This is a genomic window from Variovorax sp. KBS0712, from assembly GCF_006323185.2.
Classification (GTDB): Bacteria; Pseudomonadota; Gammaproteobacteria; order Burkholderiales; family Burkholderiaceae_C; genus Variovorax; species Variovorax boronicumulans.
This window is the reverse complement of sequence record NZ_VCCD02000001.1, coordinates 182,553-198,325: the sequence shown is the minus strand read 5'-3', so window position 1 is coordinate 198,325 and position 15,773 is coordinate 182,553. Positions and strand designations below refer to the sequence as shown.

16 protein-coding genes are annotated in these 15,773 nt (G+C 68.3%); 14 read left to right on the top strand and 2 right to left on the bottom strand.

Going from position 1 to position 15,773, the window contains the following annotated elements; translation table 11 throughout:
- Positions 1 to 222 precede the first annotated feature (222 nt).
- The 10 genes from FFI97_RS00875 (at position 223) to FFI97_RS00830 (ending at position 10,432) form a co-directional block, all read left to right on the top strand.
- A complete protein-coding gene (locus FFI97_RS00875; RefSeq protein WP_260684868.1) occupies positions 223 to 1,851 on the top strand; it encodes a ShlB/FhaC/HecB family hemolysin secretion/activation protein in 1,629 nt (542 codons plus the stop codon).
- Between the two features lie 80 nt (positions 1,852 to 1,931).
- Positions 1,932 to 3,740 carry a DUF2341 domain-containing protein gene (locus FFI97_RS00870; RefSeq protein WP_095947038.1) on the top strand — a complete coding sequence of 603 codons (1,809 nt, stop codon included), beginning with the start codon at positions 1,932 to 1,934 and terminating at the stop codon, positions 3,738 to 3,740.
- A 12-nt stretch (positions 3,741 to 3,752) separates the two neighbouring features.
- Positions 3,753 to 4,166: an ExbD/TolR family protein gene (locus FFI97_RS00865; RefSeq protein ID WP_062474100.1), complete on the top strand. Its 414-nt coding sequence runs from the start codon at positions 3,753 to 3,755 to the stop codon at positions 4,164 to 4,166.
- A 10-nt stretch (positions 4,167 to 4,176) separates the two neighbouring features.
- On the top strand, positions 4,177 to 4,920 hold the full coding sequence (locus FFI97_RS00860; RefSeq protein WP_260684867.1) for a hypothetical protein: 744 nt from the start codon (positions 4,177 to 4,179) through the stop codon (positions 4,918 to 4,920).
- Complete coding sequence (locus FFI97_RS00855) at positions 4,917 to 6,776, top strand: putative porin (protein ID WP_260684866.1); 1,860 nt, start codon at positions 4,917 to 4,919, stop codon at positions 6,774 to 6,776. Before FFI97_RS00860 ends, FFI97_RS00855 begins: the two co-directional genes overlap by 4 nt.
- A 13-nt stretch (positions 6,777 to 6,789) precedes the next feature.
- Positions 6,790 to 7,515 (top strand): hypothetical protein, encoded by a 726-nt coding sequence (locus FFI97_RS00850; protein WP_260684865.1) that lies wholly within the window; start codon positions 6,790 to 6,792, stop codon positions 7,513 to 7,515.
- The gene (locus tag FFI97_RS00845) at positions 7,512 to 8,459 is read left to right on the top strand and encodes a peptidylprolyl isomerase (protein ID WP_139702516.1); all 948 of its coding nucleotides are present in this window, start codon (positions 7,512 to 7,514) and stop codon (positions 8,457 to 8,459) included. The genes FFI97_RS00850 and FFI97_RS00845 overlap by 4 nt, the downstream gene beginning before the upstream one ends.
- 37 nt (positions 8,460 to 8,496) lie before the next feature.
- Complete coding sequence (locus FFI97_RS00840) at positions 8,497 to 9,051, top strand: YbjN domain-containing protein (protein WP_139702515.1); 555 nt, start codon at positions 8,497 to 8,499, stop codon at positions 9,049 to 9,051.
- Between the two features lie 11 nt (positions 9,052 to 9,062).
- Complete coding sequence (locus FFI97_RS00835; protein ID WP_070061194.1) at positions 9,063 to 9,347, top strand: hypothetical protein; 285 nt, start codon at positions 9,063 to 9,065, stop codon at positions 9,345 to 9,347.
- Between the two features lie 68 nt (positions 9,348 to 9,415).
- Entirely contained in the window at positions 9,416 to 10,432 is a 1,017-nt protein-coding gene (locus FFI97_RS00830; RefSeq protein ID WP_139702514.1) for a phosphotransferase enzyme family protein, read from the top strand.
- Between the two features lie 9 nt (positions 10,433 to 10,441).
- Here FFI97_RS00830 and FFI97_RS00825 read toward each other — a convergent pair whose 3' ends face one another.
- Positions 10,442 to 11,125, bottom strand: coding sequence for a class I SAM-dependent methyltransferase (locus tag FFI97_RS00825; protein WP_139702513.1), 684 nt, complete (start codon positions 11,123 to 11,125; stop codon positions 10,442 to 10,444).
- A 108-nt stretch (positions 11,126 to 11,233) separates the two neighbouring features.
- On the opposite strand from FFI97_RS00825, the gene FFI97_RS00820 reads away from it, so the two are divergent.
- The 3 genes from FFI97_RS00820 to FFI97_RS00805 all read left to right on the top strand — a co-directional run bounded on the left by FFI97_RS00820 (position 11,234) and on the right by FFI97_RS00805 (position 12,699).
- Positions 11,234 to 11,536, top strand: a complete 303-nt coding sequence (locus FFI97_RS00820; protein WP_185993528.1) for a DUF3658 domain-containing protein — start codon at positions 11,234 to 11,236, stop codon at positions 11,534 to 11,536.
- 401 nt (positions 11,537 to 11,937) lie between these two features.
- Positions 11,938 to 12,183: a cytoplasmic protein gene (locus FFI97_RS00810; protein WP_070061189.1), complete on the top strand. Its 246-nt coding sequence runs from the start codon at positions 11,938 to 11,940 to the stop codon at positions 12,181 to 12,183.
- A 45-nt stretch (positions 12,184 to 12,228) separates the two neighbouring features.
- Positions 12,229 to 12,699, top strand: a complete 471-nt coding sequence (locus FFI97_RS00805) for a GNAT family N-acetyltransferase (RefSeq protein ID WP_221937654.1) — start codon at positions 12,229 to 12,231, stop codon at positions 12,697 to 12,699.
- Positions 12,700 to 12,741: 42 nt separating this feature from the next.
- On the opposite strand, the gene FFI97_RS00800 is transcribed toward FFI97_RS00805, so the two are convergent.
- The gene (locus FFI97_RS00800; protein ID WP_139702511.1) at positions 12,742 to 13,941 is read right to left on the bottom strand and encodes an MFS transporter; all 1,200 of its coding nucleotides are present in this window, start codon (positions 13,939 to 13,941) and stop codon (positions 12,742 to 12,744) included.
- A 410-nt stretch (positions 13,942 to 14,351) separates the two neighbouring features.
- On the opposite strand from FFI97_RS00800, the gene FFI97_RS00795 reads away from it, so the two are divergent.
- Entirely contained in the window at positions 14,352 to 15,761 is a 1,410-nt protein-coding gene (locus FFI97_RS00795) for a DUF2130 domain-containing protein (protein ID WP_095745864.1), read from the top strand.
- Positions 15,762 to 15,773 lie beyond the last annotated feature (12 nt).

Sequence of the window (15,773 nt, the reverse complement as noted above, 5' to 3'; positions counted from 1 at the left end):
AAACAGAAGGGCCTCCCATGCGGAGGCCCTTCTTCTTATGTGCGCGAAACCCGTCGCGCCGGACCTCGTGCCGATTTCTTGATGAAGTTTTCGTGACAAACGACAGTCGCCGCGCACGCCGTGCGTCTAGGTATCGGTACGCAGCAGCGACATGAAGGCTCTCCACCATGAGCCGCTGCCACGCGAGCTTCATCCTTGAGAACCGAGCTGTAAATGCATGACATGAAGAAGAACGCCCCACCGACCTGCTGGAGAGCGGTGTGGCTGGCGGTGATGGCGATCGGTGCCCCGGTGGGCGCCTTCGCACAAGCACCTGCCGCTGTCTCCACGCCGGCCGCGCCCGCGGCCACCGAACCGGCCCGCAAGGTCGACATCGCCGAATACATCGTGCGCGGCAACACCGTGCTGGACGCCCGCGCCATCGAGAAGGCGGTCACGCCCTTCCTCGGCCCCGAGCGCACGCTCAAGGACGTGGAGGGCGCGCGCGACGCGCTGCTCGCGGCCTACCAGGCGGCGGGCTACCAGTCGGTGTACGTCGACCTGCCCGAGCAGCAGGTCACGCAGGGCGTGGTGTTCCTGCAGGTCAACGAGACCCGCGTGGGCCGCGTGCGCGTGGTGGGCGCCGAGTACAACTCGCCGCTCGACGTGCGCGACCAGGTGCCGGCGCTGAAGGAGGGCGGCGTGCCCGACTTCAACAAGGCCCAGGCCGAGCTCACCGCGCTCAACCGCAGCCCCAAGCGCCAGGTGATGCCGCTGGTGCGCCCCGGCACCATGCCGGGCACGATGGACGTCGACCTGAAGGTCGAGGACCAGAGCCCGTGGCGCGCCAGCGTGGGCCTGAACAACGACTACAGCGCCGACACGCGCAAGCTGCGCGCCAGCGCCTCGCTGGGCCACGACAACCTCTGGCAGATGGGCCACAGCGCCTCCATCAGCTTCTTCGGCGCGCCGCAGGACCTGAACCAGACGCAGGTGTTCTCGGCCTCGTACAACGCGCCGCTGAAGGGCACGAACTGGAGCCTGGAAGCCAACGCCTTCGTGTCCGACAGCAACGTGGCCACCGTGGGCGGCACCACCGTGCTGGGCAAGGGCCACTCGATCGGCCTGAAGGCCACCTACACGGTGCCCAACACCGGCAACTGGTGGCATGCCTTCAGCGTGGGCGTCGACTTCAAGAACAACAAGGAAGCGCTGACGCTCAAGGGCAGCGGCGACACGGTGCCGCTCAAGTACGCGCCGATCACGCTGTCGTACTCGGGCTTCCGCCAGACCGACAAGAGCCAGTACGGCGTGGGCGTGTCGCTGGTGGCGGGCACGAGCAGCTCGTTCAAGTACGGCAGCGACTGGGCGGCCTTCGACTACAAGCGCTACAAGGCCTCGCCCAGCTTCATGGTGCTCAAGACCGACCTCAACGGCGCCCACAGCTTCGAGGGCGGCACGCAGGTGGCCTTCCGCGTCAACGCGCAGATGACCGATTCGCCGCTCGTCTCGAGCGAGCAGATCGCCGCGGGCGGCATGAACTCGGTGCGCGGCTATCTCTCGGCCGAGGCCACCGGCGACTACGGCGTGGTCGGCTCGGTCGAGCTGCGCAGCAAGCCGCTCGCCTTCCTGGGCAGCACCGTCGAGAACTGGCGCGTGTACGCCTTTGCCGACGCCGCGCGGCTGCGCCTGAAGAGCCCGCTGCCCGAGCAGGCCGAGCGCTTCTCGCTGTATTCGGTGGGCGTGGGCACGACCTTCAAGGTGGGCACGTATTTCTCGGGCCGCGTCGACATCGGCTATCCGCTGGTCGACGGGCCGCGCACCAAGAAGCACGACACGCAGGTGAATTTCAGCATCACCGCGAGCTACTGACCGAACGAACGACCGACGGCAACAGCCATTCCTCTTTTCGATTTTTTTCTCATTCCACGAGCTTTCCGGAGAACCCTGTCATGCGACGACTTCTTTTCATCGCGCTCACGCTGCTGAGCACGCTCCTGCCGGGCCTGGCCCATGCCTGGTGGCAGGCCGAATGGGCCTACCGCAAACCCGTCACCATCGACGGCGGCCCGCAGGCCGGCGCCATCGGCAGCGATGCCGGCCGCGTGCCGGTGCTGGTGCGCCTGCACACGGGCAACTTCAAGTTCGAGGGCGTGAGCGAGACCGGCGCCGACCTGCGCTTTGTGGCGGGTGACGACAAGACCGTGCTCAACCACCAGATCGAGCAGTTCGATCCGCTCCTGGGCATCGCGCTGATCTGGGTCGACGTGCCCAACGTCTCGGCCGGCACGCCGCAAAAGCTCTGGATGTACTACGGCAACCCCAAGGCCCCGGCCTCGGGCAACGGCCAGCGCAGCTTCGACCCCGACTACACGCTGGTCTACCACTTCGCCGAAGGCGCAGTGCCGCCGCGCGACACCACCGCCTACGGCAACAACGGCCAGACCGCGGCGGTGCCCGTCGAAGGCACGGTCATCGGCAAGGGCGCCCAGCTCGGCAACGGCGCGCTGATGCTGCCCGCCACGCCCTCGCTGGCCGTGACGGCCGGCGGCACGCTGACCTTCTCGGCCTGGATCAAGCCCGATTCGCTCGGCGCGCGCCAGGCGATCTATGCGCGCCGCGACGGCGCCGGCGAGCTCGTGGTCGGCATCGACCAGGGCGTGCCCTTCGTGCAGGTGAACGGCCAGCGCAGCACGCCCGGCCAGCCGGTGCAGGCCGGCCAGTGGTCGCACCTGGCGGTGAAGGCCGAGGGCGACAGCGTCGCGCTGTATGTGGGCGGCCGTCCGGCCGTGTCGCTGGCGGCGAAGCTGCCCGCGCTGAACACCGCCGCCGCGCTCGGCGCCGATGCACCGGCTGCCGCACCCGCTGCACCGGGCGCTGCACCCGTGGCCGGCTTTGCGCCGTTCACCGGTGCGATCGACGAAGTGCGCCTGTCGAAGGTCGCGCGTCCCGACGCGCTGCTGCTGGCCGATGCCGTGTCGCAAGGCGCCGAGTCGCGCCTGGCCGCTTTCGGTCCCGACGAGCAGCAGGCCGGCAAGAGCCACTTCGGCTTCATCCTGGCCGCGATGCCGCTGGACGCGTGGATCGTGGTCGGCCTGCTGGGCCTGATGATGGCGCTGTCGTGGGCCATCATGATCGGCAAGGGTCGCAACTTCGGCGCCACCTCGCGCGCCAACGCCACCTTCATCGAGCACTTCCGCGAAGCCGCCGGCGCGCCGCTGGACCGCCTGGCCACCAACAACACGGTGCCGCAGGAAGTGCGTGCCGATTCCTCGCTGTGGCGCCTGTACGAAGTGGCCATCGAGGAGATGCGCCGCCGCCATGACCGCGGCTACGACCTGAACGCCGTGTCGGCCTCCACCATCGGCGCCATCCGCGCCGCGATGGACGGCGTGATGGTGCGCGAGACCGAGCGCATGTCCAAGCGCATGAACTGGCTGTCGACCACCATCGAAGGCGCGCCGTACGTGGGCCTGTTCGGCACCGTGATCGGCATCATGCTGGTGTTCGTGGTGGCGGCCATGGCCGGCGCCGTGGACATCAACTCGGTGGCGCCCGGCATGGCCGCCGCGCTGCTGTGTACCGCCGCCGGCCTGGGCGTCGCGATCCCCGCGCTCTTTGGCTACAACTGGCTGGCCTCGCGCTCGGACGCCATCGGCGCCGACATGGCCGTGTTCGTCGACGAGTTCGTCACGCGCCTGGCCGAAGAGCAGGGCGAGGGCCGCTCGCTGCCGGTGGCCGTGCAGGCGCGCCGCGCCTGAGGACCGCGCACCATGGCAAACACAGCCGCGAAGTTCGCCGTGCGCAAGCGCACGGGCGGCATCAACATCACGCCCTTCGTCGACGTGCTGCTGGTGGTGCTGGTGATCTTCATCCTCACCAGCAACGCCAGCATCCCGGGCATCAAGGTCGACCTGCCCAAGGCCAGCGCCTCGGTGGCGTTGGAAAAGCCCAAGACCAAGGCCATCACGATCGACAACGCGGGCAACGTGTTCCTGGACGCCTACCCGGTCACGCTGCCCGAGCTCGAGGAGCGCCTGCGCACCGAGAAGGCGCTGTCGCCCGACTTTCCCGTGATCGTGCGCGGCGATGCCAGCGTGCAGTACGCGAAGGTGGTCGACGTGCTCGACCTGCTGCGCCGCATCGAGCTGAACCAGATCGGCCTCGTGACCGGCAAGCAGAAGTGAGGACCGGAGCGTGAACCCTCGCGACCCGATTTCTTCTGCCTCGCCCGCGCCGCGCTCCAGCGGCACGGGTGGAACGGCCGCGCTGTGGCGCCGCTGGGGCGGGGTGGTCATCGGCCTGGCGATCGTCGTGGCGCTGGCGCTGCTCGTGTGGCGGCTGCTGTCCGACACCGCGAGCCAGAAGCGCGTGGTGGCCGACGCGCCCACGCTGATGCTGCCGCCGCCCCCGCCACCACCGCCCGAACCCGAGAAGCTGCCCGAGCCCGAGCCGGAAAAGATCAAGCCCGAAGTGGTCGAGCCCGAGCCCAAGCCGGTCGAGCCGCTGGAAGCGCCGAAGGACGACGCGCCGCCCAGCCCCTCGAAGGACCTGGGCGACCCGGTGACCATGGACAGCGCCGGCCAGGCCGGCAACGACGCCTTCGGCATCCAGGCCGGCAGCGGCGGCGGCATGAGCGGCACCGGCGCCGGCGGCGGCCTGGGCAGCGGCTCGTATGCGCGCTACGTGTCGAGCATGTTGCAGCAGGCGCTGTCGCGTGATCCGCGCACGCGCCAGCTGGTGTTCGACGACATCCAGATCGACCTGTGGCTCGGCGCCGACGGCAAGACCACGCGCGCTCAGCTGGTGCGCGGCACCGGCACCGAGGACATCGACGAGGCCGTGCTGGCGCTGGTGCGCGGGCTCGATCGCGTCGACGAACGTCCGCCGGCCTCGATGCGCTTTCCGATGCGCGTGTCGATGAAAGGCCGCCGGCCATGACTTTCCACACCTGTACGGCCGACGCCCGGCCCGACTCCTTTCCTCCAGTGAACGAAGCGATGAACACCCTGCACAACACCCTCCCGCGCCGGGGCGCGATGCCGGCCCTGCGCCAGTGCGCGCTCGCGGCGGCCGTGGCCTCCGCCTTCGTGCTGTCGGCCGGCACCGCCATGGCCCAGACCACCGCCGCGCCCGCGGGCGAATCGGCCATGGTCAAGCTGATCCGCGGCCTCATCCAGAGCGGCACGCTCGCCAAGGACGTGGGCGAAGCGCTGCTGGCCCAGGCCCAGACCGAAGCCATCGCCGCGCAGCAGGCGCAGCGCCAGGCGACGGCCTCGGCCACCGCCGCATCGGCCACCGTCGCGGGCGGCATGCGCCTCGAAGCGGGTGACGTGCGCGTGCCCTACATCTCGCAGACCGTGCGCGACCAGATCCGCGACGAGGTCAAGGCGCAGGTCATGGCCCAGGCCAAGGACGAAGGCTGGGCCACGCCCAACGAGACGCCCGAGTGGAGCAAGCGCATCCGCTTCGAAGGCGACGTGCGCGTGCGCAACGAATCGCGCAGCTACGCCGGCAACAACAGCGACATCGAGATCAACTGGCCCTCGCTCAACCAGGGCAGCGGCTACGACGTCAACCCCAACACCAACCTGTCGCTGCCGTCGATCCTGAACACGCGCCAGGACCGCCGCAACCTGTTCCGCGCCCGCGCACGCGTGGGCCTGCTGGCCGACCTGTCGGAGAACACCAAGGCCGGCGTGCGCCTGGCCTCGGGCAGCGACGAGAGTCCCGTCTCGACCACCACCACGCTGGGCGGCGGCCTGGGCAAGAAGAGCGTGTGGCTCGACCAGATGTGGATCTCGCACAAGCCGACCGACTGGCTCACCGTGACCGGCGGCCGCTTCGGCAACCCCTTCATGTCGACCGACCTGCTGTATTCGAGCGACCTGAACTTCGACGGCATTGCCGCGCAGTTCGACAAGAAGCTGGCTGCGAACCGCGACCTGTCGCTGTTCGGCACGCTGGGCCTCATTCCGCTCGAGTACTCGGCGGACGGTTCGCCCACGCGCAGCCAGCGCAAGATGAAGAGCGAGAACAAGTGGCTGCTCGGCGCGCAGGTGGGCGCCGACTGGAAGATCAACGAAGACAACCGCGTGCGCGGCGCGCTGGCGTACTACAACTTCCGCAACGTCAGCGGCCAGGTCTCCGAGCCCTGCGCGCTGTACGCGGGCGCCGACGGCTGCAGCACCGACTGGTCGCGCCCGGCCTTCATGCAGAAGGGCAACACGCTCATGCTGCTGCGCGACATCTCGCTCGACCCGCTCAATCCGGCCGGCACGCCGCAGCCGCAGTACGTGGGCCTGGCCTCGAAGTTCCGCCTGATCGACCTGAACCTGCGCTGGGACACCCAGGTGGCCGGCAACAACCTGCGCCTGGACGCCAACTTCGTGCGCAACACCGCCTACGACGCCAACGACATCTGGAAGCGCGGCGGCATCCGCGGCGCCATCGTCAATAACTTCGGCCCGACCGGCGGCACCACCCAGTCCGACTTCAAGAGCGGCGGCAACGCCTACATGCTGCAGGCCACCTACGGCAAGCCGGCACCGGCCGCGCGCGGCGACTGGAACGTGCTCGCGGGCTACAAGCGCATCGAGCCCGACGCCATGCCCGACGGCTACAACGATTCGAGCTTCCACGGCGGCGGCACCAATGCGCGCGGCTACTTCCTGGGCGGCTCGTATGCGATCGACAAGAACATGTGGTTCACCGGCCGCTGGATCTCGACCAAGGAGGTCTACGGCCCGCCGCTGTCGATCGACACCCTGCAGCTCGAATTCAATGCGCGTTTCTAAGAAGGAGTCCGCCGTGTCCCGAACGATCTTCCCGGCGCTGGCCCTGGCCGCGCTGGCCGCCACGGCCGGCGTTGCGCAGGCCCAGCAGCCGCAGGGCCAGAGCATGGAGGAGCGGTTGCGTGCGCAGCTGCGCACCACCACCACCCAGCTGCAGCAGGCGCAGAACGAGCTGGCCGCGCTCAAGGCCGGGCAGCCCGCGGGCAAGGCGCCCGCGGCACCCGGAGCGCCGCCGCCCGCGTCCGAGCTCGAGACGCTGAAGAAGGAACTGGCCGCCAGCCAGGCCCAGCTCGCGTCCGAGCGCCACGCGCGCGGCCAGGCCAGCGCCGGCAACGCCCAGCTGCGCGACCAGGCCCAGGCCGCCAGCGAGAAGGCGGGCGCGCAGATCGCGCAGTTCCGCGGCGCCTACGACGAGCTGCTGAAGATGGCACGCGCCTCCGAGGCCGAGCGCCAGCGCCTGGCCGGCGAGGCCGCGCTGCAGCGCACCGCGCTCACGCAGTGCGAGGCCAAGAACACGCAGCTGTATGCCGTCGGGCAGGAAGTGCTGCGCGCCTACGAAACCATGGACGTGGGCAGCGTGCTCGCCTCGCGCCAGCCCTTCGCGGCGCAAAGCCGCGTCAAGTACGAACAGATCGCGCAGCAGTACGGCGACAAGCTCTACGAGAGCCGCTTCGACGTGCGCGCCGTGAGCGCGCCGGCGCCTGCGGCTGCTGCATCCGCCACGGAAGGAAAGCCTCAATGAACCCCGCACAAGCCACTCCCGCAGCCGGGCTCGGCCGCCGCCTGCGCGCGGCAGCCGGCGTGCTGCTCGTCTCGTCGGTCGGCGTGGCCGCCGCGCAGCAACCCGCCGCGCCCAGCCCCGCCGTGGTCGCGCGCATCGGCGAAGTGACCATCGGCCAGGACGAGATCGAGAAGCTGCTGCAGACCCTGCCCGAGACCGAACGCGCCGCCGTCAAGGCCGACCGCGCGAGCCTCGACGGCTGGCTGCGCCAGCGTCTCGTGAGCGAAGCGCTGCTGCGCGACGCCCGCGCCAAGGGCTGGGCCGACCGGCCCGACGTGAAGGCGAAGATCGACGCCGCCACGCGCGAGATCACCGCACGCATCGTCGCCACCAGCTACCTCGAATCCGTGAGCCAGGTGCCCGCGGGCTTTCCGTCGGACGCCGAGGTGAAGACCGCCTACGACCAGGGCAAGACCGGCTTCAACCTGCCGGCCGCCTACCGCGTGGCGCAGATCTACCTGGCCACGCCCGAGCGCGACCCGGCCGCCATCGCCAAGGTGCGCGACGAAGCCAACCGCCTCGCCAAGCAGGCCCGCAGCGGCGACTTCGCCGCCGTGGCGCGCGCCAGCTCGCAGGACCGCCGCAGTGCCGAACGCGGCGGCGAGGTCGACACGCTGCCGCTCGCGCGCATCCTGCCCGAGCTGCGCGACACCGTGGCCAGGCTCAAGCAGGGCCAGGTCAGCGAACCGGTGCAGGCCGAGGCCGGCTTCCACATCGTCAAGCTGCTCGACACCCAGCCCGCGCGCACCGCCACCCTCGAGGAAATGAAGCCGCAGCTGCAGGCCGCGCTGCGCCAACAACGGCAGCAGCAGCTGGTGCAGGCCTACATGGCCCAGCTGGCGCCGCCGGCGCAACTGAGCATCGACAGCGCCGCGCTCGACGCCGCGCTCAAGAAGACCAACTGAACACATTCCCCCTTTTTCCTGAAAGAACAACCACACCATGAACACCACCGCCACGACCCCGAACACCGACGACCAGGCCGCCACGCCGACTCCCTTCGACATGCTCGACGCCGTCACGCCCGACCAGGTGTCGGACGCCATCAAGGCCGCCGGCGGCGCCGTCACCGCCATCGAACAGGATGGCGTGGTGCGCCTGCACAGCGCCAGCCACGGCATCGGCTTCCAGGTGCTGTGGGGCAACGCCGTCACCACCACCCAGTACACCGACTTCACCCTGAGCTGCCCGCTGCGCGTGCAGGGCGGCACGCTGCCCGAGGCCGTGCTCGCCGCCTGGCACCGCAGCAAGCGCTTTGCGCGCGTGGCGCAGCACGGCGACTTCGTCGTGCTCGAGATGGACGTCGTCGTGGCCGGCGGCGTCAGCCCCGCCTACCTGGCGTTTGCCGTGCGCCTGTGGATGCAGATGATGGGCGAGTTCTTCCTGCACCTGCGCAACTACGGCCCCGCCGCCGAGACGCGCGGCGACGCGGCGAATGCCGACGCTGCTGCTGCTGCTGCCACCGCCGCCGTCCAGGGTGTGCCCGCCGCCGCGTGATGCCACTGCCCATGCGCGCTGCATCCGGCCTGTCCGTGGACGACCACCACCATCCCTCGCACGACTCGCCCACGGGCCGCGCCATCCAGGCCGCGGCGCGCCAGGCCCAACGCGCGCGCCGCGCCGAGACCGTGCGGCTGCGCCAGCGCGCCGCGCTGCTCGAGCTGCTGGTGCAGACCATGGCGGAGCTGCACATCTCGATGGCCGAGCTCAATGCGGCGCGCAAGGCGCTGGCGCCGGCGTGGCGGCAGGTGGGGGACGGGGGCGCTTCGCTCGATCGTGATCTGGAGCGTTGACGCAAGGCGGTGAGGCGGCGCAGGGTAGGGCAGAATCGCGCGCCCCACGCTCCCGAAAGGCCGCACCCGTGACGACGCCCGCCCGCTCTGCCCAGATCGCCCAGACCACGCCCACGGGCGCCGCCATCGCAGAGAAGGTGGCGCAGGCCTACGACTTCGGCGAGGTCCGGTCGTGCGAGCTGCTGCGGCGCAGCTTCAACCATGTCTACGGCCTGCAGTTTGCCGACGGCCGCCACGCCGTCGCGCGCCTGAGCGCCGACCGCCCGCGCGGCGCTCCCAACATCGGCTACAAAACGGCGCTGCTCGTGCACCTGAAGGTCAGGGGCGTGCCGGTGGCTGGTGCACTGGCGGCACGCGATGGCGCACATGCTGTCGCGATGGACCTGCCCGAGGGCGAGCGTCCGCTGATCCTGTTCGAGCACCTCGACGGCGACGTGCCCGGCGACGTGCTGCCCGACGTCGAAGCCACCGGCCGCGGCCTGGCGCAGCTGCACGAAGCCGCGCATGACTACCACGGGCCCGCCAGCCGCTACACCCTGGAACTGCCCGACCTGCTGCACGCGTCGCTGGAGCGCCTGCACGCCGCGCCCACCATGACCGACGCGCTGCGCCCGGAGTTCAGCGCCATCGCACGCACGCTCGAAGCCCGCATCGCCGCGATGCCGGCCCTGACGCGCGTTCACGGGCACGGCGATTGCCACGGCATGAACAACTTCGTGACAGAGGGACTTGACGGCGTGCGCGTCGCCTCGTTCTTCGACTTCGACGATGCAGGCCCCGGCTGGCTGGCCTACGACCTGTGCGTGTACCTGTGGGCGATGCACCCGCGCACCGTGGGCGGATCGCTCGACGCGACGTCGCTGGCGCGTTGGCGCAGCTACCTGGCGGGCTACCGCAGCGCGCGCCCGTTGCCCTCGGCGGATGTCGACGCCGTCGCCGCCTTCATGGCGGTGCGGCAGTTCTGGCTCATGGGCGAACACGCGGGCCGCATCGCGGTGTGGGGCACGCAGTCGATGCCGACGAGCTGGCTGCGCACGCAGGTGACGATGCTGACGGCGTGGGCGGAGTTGCAGACGCCGGAGTGAGGGTTCGGCTCAGGCTTGCGCGACCCAGCCCCTGAATGCCATGCCTGCATAGAACAGGCGGACGTTGGTGAAGCCCGTCTCTTCCAGCAGTGCCTCTTCCTGCGCCGGGCTGAGCAGCGTCAGCGTGGAACCGATCGCGGAGGCAGCCTTGCGTGCGTTGTCCGGATCGACACCGGAAGCCGCTGCGAAGGCGACATAGCGCGAGAGCCACAACTCTCGTTCTCCGTCCGCCTGGGGAAAGCTGAGATGCGCCATGACGAACGGCGCACCGGGCTTCAGGCGGTGACGAATTTCCTTCAACGTCGACCTGCGTTCATCGAGCGTCAGGAAGTGCATCGTCAACAGGCAGGTCGCTGCATCGAACGGGCCTTCGGGTGCGGTGTCGGTGTAGCCGTGGTGCAGCGCGACCCGCTCGACCAGCGGGCCGAGCGTTTCCGCGGCGAGGTCGAGCATGGGCTGCGACGGATCGACGCCGACGAAATGCCATCGGGGATGAGCCTGCGCGAGCACCTTCAACTCCATGCCGCCACCGGCGCCGATGACCAGCACGTGGGCCGCATCCGGCGCGCGCTCGGCGACGAGCAGGGCTGCCATCGTCTGCAGGTCGTGCAGGCCTGGCACCAGGCGGACGGTCTTCTCGGCGTAGTTGTGGGTGGTGGACGATGTGCTGAAGGCCGGCGCGGATTGGGACATGAGGACAGTCTATGTGGGCATTGCATGCCTCGCAGGTGCAAGGTATTCGGCAGAATCTGGCCGGAAGCGGATGTCCACCCGGGGCACGCCTCATGGGGTTTCAGAACAATGACTGACAACGACACTTTCGACACCGAACTCTCACCCGCCGAGCGTGAGCAGGTAGCCAGGCTGCCTGAGTCGGACCTGGCGCTCATCGACGCGGCGCTTCTTTCGCAAGTGACCGGCCAATGGCGCAAGGTGGCGCGCGTGGTTGGCATGGCGATGCTGTCGATGCCTGATCACACGGAGGACGTTCCCGATGCGTTCTTCGCGAGACGGGTTGCCCTGCTTGTCGAGTCCGGGCGATTGGAGTCGCAGGGCGACCTTCGACGCATGCGGTTCAGCGAGGTGCGGTGGAGATCGGCCTGACGGCAGAATGCCGCCAAGAGTGGTCCGGAACAACTTCCCCTTCATCACAACGGGAGCAGGAGCTGATGGCAAGCCGCATCATGTATATCGAAGCGAAGACAGGCGGCCTGACGGGGCCCGCTCGCATTGGGCGAGTCACGTGCTCCAAGTCCGGGGCCACGCTGTACTACGCAGGGAAGTCCTTCCGCAGCCTGAAGGGGGACGGTTTCAAGTCGAACTATTTCGACGTTGAGACCGGCGAGCACTATTGGATTTCAGGGCCTCGACGCGATGGGAGAGATGCCCTCTACGCGACGCATGTTCGGCCCATCGTTGACGCAGACGTTCAGGACGAGTACTGGACGAAGGTTCGCGGTGTGGCGAAGTTGCCCCATGGCGAACGATAGGGCCAGGAGCCAACCGTGGACATCATTTCTGCGCACGCTTTCAGCAGCAACCACAGAGAGCAGATCGAGACGAGTGAGGTCTGCGGCTGCTTCTATTGCTTCGCAAAGTTCTCGCCAGTGGAGATCGTTGAATGGACCGATCAAGGTTCGACCGCGCTGTGCCCGAGATGCGCCATCGACTCGGTCATCGGCGCTGCGTCGGGGGTTCCCTTGTCCGATGAGTTCTTGCGGCAGATGCATGCCCATTGGTTCGACGCGTAGTCAATTTCGGTCAGAAGCGGACTTCTCCTGAAGCAGACTTCATTCATGAAGACAACTGACATGCCCGCCCCGTCCCTCCAGGTTCGACGTGCGACATTTGAGGACGCCGCCCGCATCGATGCGCTCTACGGCCAACTGGTCGCAGACACGGCGCGCTGCGTGCTGCCCGAACGCCTTCAGGCGTTGTCCGAAGACCCGAGGACGGCGCTTCTTGTTGCGGAGATCGATGGCCAGGTGTGCGCCACGGTGCTGGTCTCGCTGTGCGAGGACGTGATGTACGGGCGGCAGCCGTTCGCTGTCGTGGAGAACATCGTCGTCGACGTGGTTGCTCGCAACCGAGGGGTCGGGGCCGCGCTGATGCGGGAGGTCGAGGCGTTTTGTGCGGCGAGCGATTGCTCGAAGATCATGTTGCTGAGTTCGGTGGAGCGTGAGGACGCCCATCGGTTCTTCGAGCGCTGCGGCTTCGATGCCTCGATCAAGCGCGGGCTCGTCAAATATCGACGGTCCTTTGCTTGAAATCCCGGCTTGGAGCAGGCCTTCGGTCGACCTGCCACAGCCTCAGGCCAGCGTCGATGCCCGCCCGGCCTGCGACCCCCTCGCAAGCCGCCACGTCATCCCGATCCCCACAACCGTCGCGATCAACCCCACCAGGAACACACTGTCGTGACCGTAGTGGTCGGCAATCAGCCCCGCCATCGGGCCTGTGACGCCGTACGCCAGATCCTGGAACGCCGCGAAGCCGCCGATGGCCGTTCCGCGCAGGTGGGCGGGCACGCGCTTGACGGCCTCCAGTCCCATGGCGGGGAAGACCATCGAGCACCCCATGCCGGTCAGCAGTGCGCCCACCATCGCCACGACGGGATGGGGCGCCAGCCACAGCAGCGCCTGACCCACGGCCTCGATCGCGAGGGAGACCAGCGCGACCCTGGTGCCGCCGATGCGGTCGGGCAAGCGACCCGCCAGCAGTCGCACCAGGACGAAGCCCAGGCCGAAGCATGTCAGTCCGTAGCCGGCACCCTGCCAGCCATGGGCCAGGAAGTACAAGGGAAAGAACGCGCCCAAGGCGGCAAAGCCAACGCCTTGCAGGCCCACGACCGCGCCTTGCTTCCAGATGAGTCCCAGCACATCGGAGAAGGGCGCACGGCGCCCCTGTGCCGACATGGCGGGCGCGATGGACCACAGCATCGCGCCGCTGACCAGCGGCAGGGCGATGCTGCCCGCCATCAGGCCGGCGAAGCCGAGCCGCTCCAGCAGCCAGAGGCCCAGCGGGCCGCCCACCGCGAAAGCGCCGTACATGCCGGTGCCGACCAGTGCCATGACCTGCCCGGACCGCGCGGGGCCCATGGCCGCCATGGCCCAGCCCAGCATGCCGACGAGCGCGAAGCTTTCGCCGAGGCCGAGCACGAGACGCCCCACCAGAAGAACCAGGTACGCGCCGACGCCATGGCCCAGCATCGGCAGTGAGGAGGCCCAGCACAGGAGCGATGCCGCCGCATAGAGGACAAGGCCCCGGAACATGGCGACCTTGCCGCCGCGTTCGTCAGCCAGCCGACCCGCCCAGCCGCGACTGAGGATGGTGGACAAAAAGGCAATGCCGACGCCCAGGCCGGACGCGACATTGCCCAGGCCCAGCGTCTGCGACACATGGAGCGTCACGGCCGGCATCGACATCGCGACAGACAGGTAAGCGAGAAAAAGCGCGAGGGTCATCCAGACCAACGTGCGCAGGGAAGAAGAATTTGTTTGGACGTTCGTCATCGAGCGCCGCTCCTTGAGTTTTCAAAGGCAGCACCAGCCGGTCGAATGGGCGGGACGATGAGCACCGAAGCGACCCACGCGCACCGCCAGTCGGCATGCGGGTGCCACTGGTGATGCGTTGGTTGACGTAAACGCTTACGGCTGGATGGAGCTCTGAACAGGTCAGAGTCGATTTTTGCAGCGGCGATTCTAGCAACGTGATCGAGAACGCATCACTCGCTCGCAGACGTCGGCCCGGTCTTCAAGCGCCTGCCGCTCGCCGGCGCTCCCCGTCCGGCTACAGTCGGATGGCTCCATGTCCCTGACCCTATGAACAGCATCACTCCCTGCGATCCCGCCCGAACGGCGCGGCGCTTCGCTGCACCCTCTCTCTTGTCGACGCCCACCCCGACGGCGGAGCGCACATAGCCATGCACGAAATCATCTGCCCCCATTGCAGCAAGGCATTCAAGATCGACGAAGCCGGCTACGCGGACATCCTGAAGCAGGTGCGCGACGGCGATTTCGAGAAGCAGTTGCACGAGCGGCTGGAACTGGCCGAGCGCGACAAGCGCGCCGCCGTCGAACTCGCCCAGACCCGGGCCGCCGGCGAACTGCAGAAGGCCGCCGCCGCCAAGGACGGCGAGATCCAGGAACTCAAGGCGAAGCTCGAGGCCGGCGATGTCGCGCGCAAGCTCGCGGTGAGCGAGGCCCTGGGCGCCGTGGAACGGGAGCGCGACGCGCTCGCGAACGAGCTCGAAAAGGCCAAGCAGGACAAGCTGGCCGCCACCGCGCTTGCCGAGGCGCGGCACGTGGGCGAGCTGCAGAAGAGCGCCGCCGCGAAGGACGTGGAAATCCAGGAACTGAAGGCGCGACTCGACGCCATCGAGGTGGCGAAGAAGCTCGCGATCAGCGAGGCCGTCAGCGTGGTCGAGAAGGAGCGGGATCAGTGGAAGAGCGGCCTCGAGCGGGCGGAGCTCGAGAAGCAGCTGGCCGAGAAATCGCTCAAGGACAAGTACGAAACGCAGATCAAGGACCGCGACGACGCGATCGAGCGGCTGCGGGACATGAAGGCGCGCCTGTCGACCAAGATGGTGGGCGAGACCCTGGAGCAGCACTGCGAGACCGAGTTCAACCGCATCCGGTCGATGGCGTTTCCCCGCGCCTATTTCGAGAAGGACAACGACGCGCGCACGGGCAGCAAGGGCGACTACATCTTCCGCGACGCGGACGAGGCCGGCACCGAGATCGTCTCGATCATGTTCGAGATGAAGAACGAGAACGACCGCACGGCCACGAAGAACAGGAACGAAGACTTCCTGAAGGAACTCGACAAGGACCGCACCGAGAAGGGCTGCGAGTACGCGGTGCTGGTGTCGTTGCTCGAGCCCGACAACGAGCTCTACAACACCGGGATCGTCGATGTGTTCCATCGCTACCCGAAGATGTATGTCGTGCGCCCGCAGTTCTTCCTGCCCATCATCACGCTGCTGCGCAATGCGGCGATGAATTCGCTCAAGTACAAGTCGGAGCTGGCGCTGGTCAAGGCGCAGAACATCGACATCACGAAGTTCGAGACCGAGCTGGAAACCTTCAAGGCGGCCTTCGGCAGGAATTACGACCTGGCCCATGGCCACTTCCAGAAGGCGATCGCGGAGATCGACAAGTCGATCGACCACCTGCAGAAGACGAAGGAAGCGCTGCTCGGCACCGACCGCAACCTGCGCCTTGCGAACGACAAGGCGCAGGACGTGACGATCAAGAAACTGACGCGCGGCAACCCGACGATGGCGGCCAAGTTCGCCGAACTCAAGAAGCTCGGGTCTTCCGAGACGGAATGAGCCTGGGAGCTA

Coding starts and splice junctions, on each gene's coding strand:
- FFI97_RS00825 (WP_139702513.1), bottom strand. CDS start 11,125: ATGTCCCAATCCGCGCCGGCCTTCAGCACATCGTCCACCACCCACAAC.
- FFI97_RS00845 (WP_139702516.1), top strand. CDS start 7,512: ATGAACCCCGCACAAGCCACTCCCGCAGCCGGGCTCGGCCGCCGCCTG.
- FFI97_RS00835 (WP_070061194.1), top strand. CDS start 9,063: ATGCGCGCTGCATCCGGCCTGTCCGTGGACGACCACCACCATCCCTCG.
- FFI97_RS00840 (WP_139702515.1), top strand. CDS start 8,497: ATGAACACCACCGCCACGACCCCGAACACCGACGACCAGGCCGCCACG.
- FFI97_RS00800 (WP_139702511.1), bottom strand. CDS start 13,941: ATGACGAACGTCCAAACAAATTCTTCTTCCCTGCGCACGTTGGTCTGG.
- FFI97_RS00870 (WP_095947038.1), top strand. CDS start 1,932: ATGCGACGACTTCTTTTCATCGCGCTCACGCTGCTGAGCACGCTCCTG.
- FFI97_RS00795 (WP_095745864.1), top strand. CDS start 14,352: ATGCACGAAATCATCTGCCCCCATTGCAGCAAGGCATTCAAGATCGAC.
- FFI97_RS00855 (WP_260684866.1), top strand. CDS start 4,917: ATGACTTTCCACACCTGTACGGCCGACGCCCGGCCCGACTCCTTTCCT.
- FFI97_RS00820 (WP_185993528.1), top strand. CDS start 11,234: ATGACTGACAACGACACTTTCGACACCGAACTCTCACCCGCCGAGCGT.
- FFI97_RS00805 (WP_221937654.1), top strand. CDS start 12,229: ATGAAGACAACTGACATGCCCGCCCCGTCCCTCCAGGTTCGACGTGCG.
- FFI97_RS00875 (WP_260684868.1), top strand. CDS start 223: ATGAAGAAGAACGCCCCACCGACCTGCTGGAGAGCGGTGTGGCTGGCG.
- FFI97_RS00865 (WP_062474100.1), top strand. CDS start 3,753: ATGGCAAACACAGCCGCGAAGTTCGCCGTGCGCAAGCGCACGGGCGGC.